Raw genomic sequence first — 311 nt, 5'->3', positions numbered from 1 at the left:
CTCGTTATCGGGACGACCGGCGCGGGCAAGGCGCAGCCGGTCACGGCGAAAATTCTGACCCCGACAGGGTGGAAGAAGCTCGGCGAAGTCGTTCCCGGCGACCAAGCGATTTCCTGGCGCGGAGAACCGGCCCGGGTGGAGGCGGTCTACGAACGGGGCGAAAGAGAGGCGTGGGCGGTTTGTACGGGTGACGGCAGGCGAACCGAAGCATGCGAAGAGCACCTGTGGACCGTATGGCTTACCGCGCCCTCGTATCTCAACGCTTTCGTTTCCGGCGGGCGGCAGCTCAAGTTTTCCCGATTGCTCGATCC

General features: G+C 64.3%; 1 pseudogene. It reads left to right on the top strand.

The window, feature by feature from the left end:
* A pseudogene (locus H6A60_RS12975) lies at positions 1-311 on the top strand (hypothetical protein); the annotation flags it as partial.

Origin of the sequence: Sutterella massiliensis, from assembly GCF_016899755.1 — a bacterium.
GTDB classification, from domain to species: Bacteria; Pseudomonadota; Gammaproteobacteria; order Burkholderiales; family Burkholderiaceae_F; genus Sutterella; species Sutterella massiliensis.
Note: the sequence above shows the minus strand (reverse complement) of the source record. Positions and strands in the feature narration are given on the sequence as shown.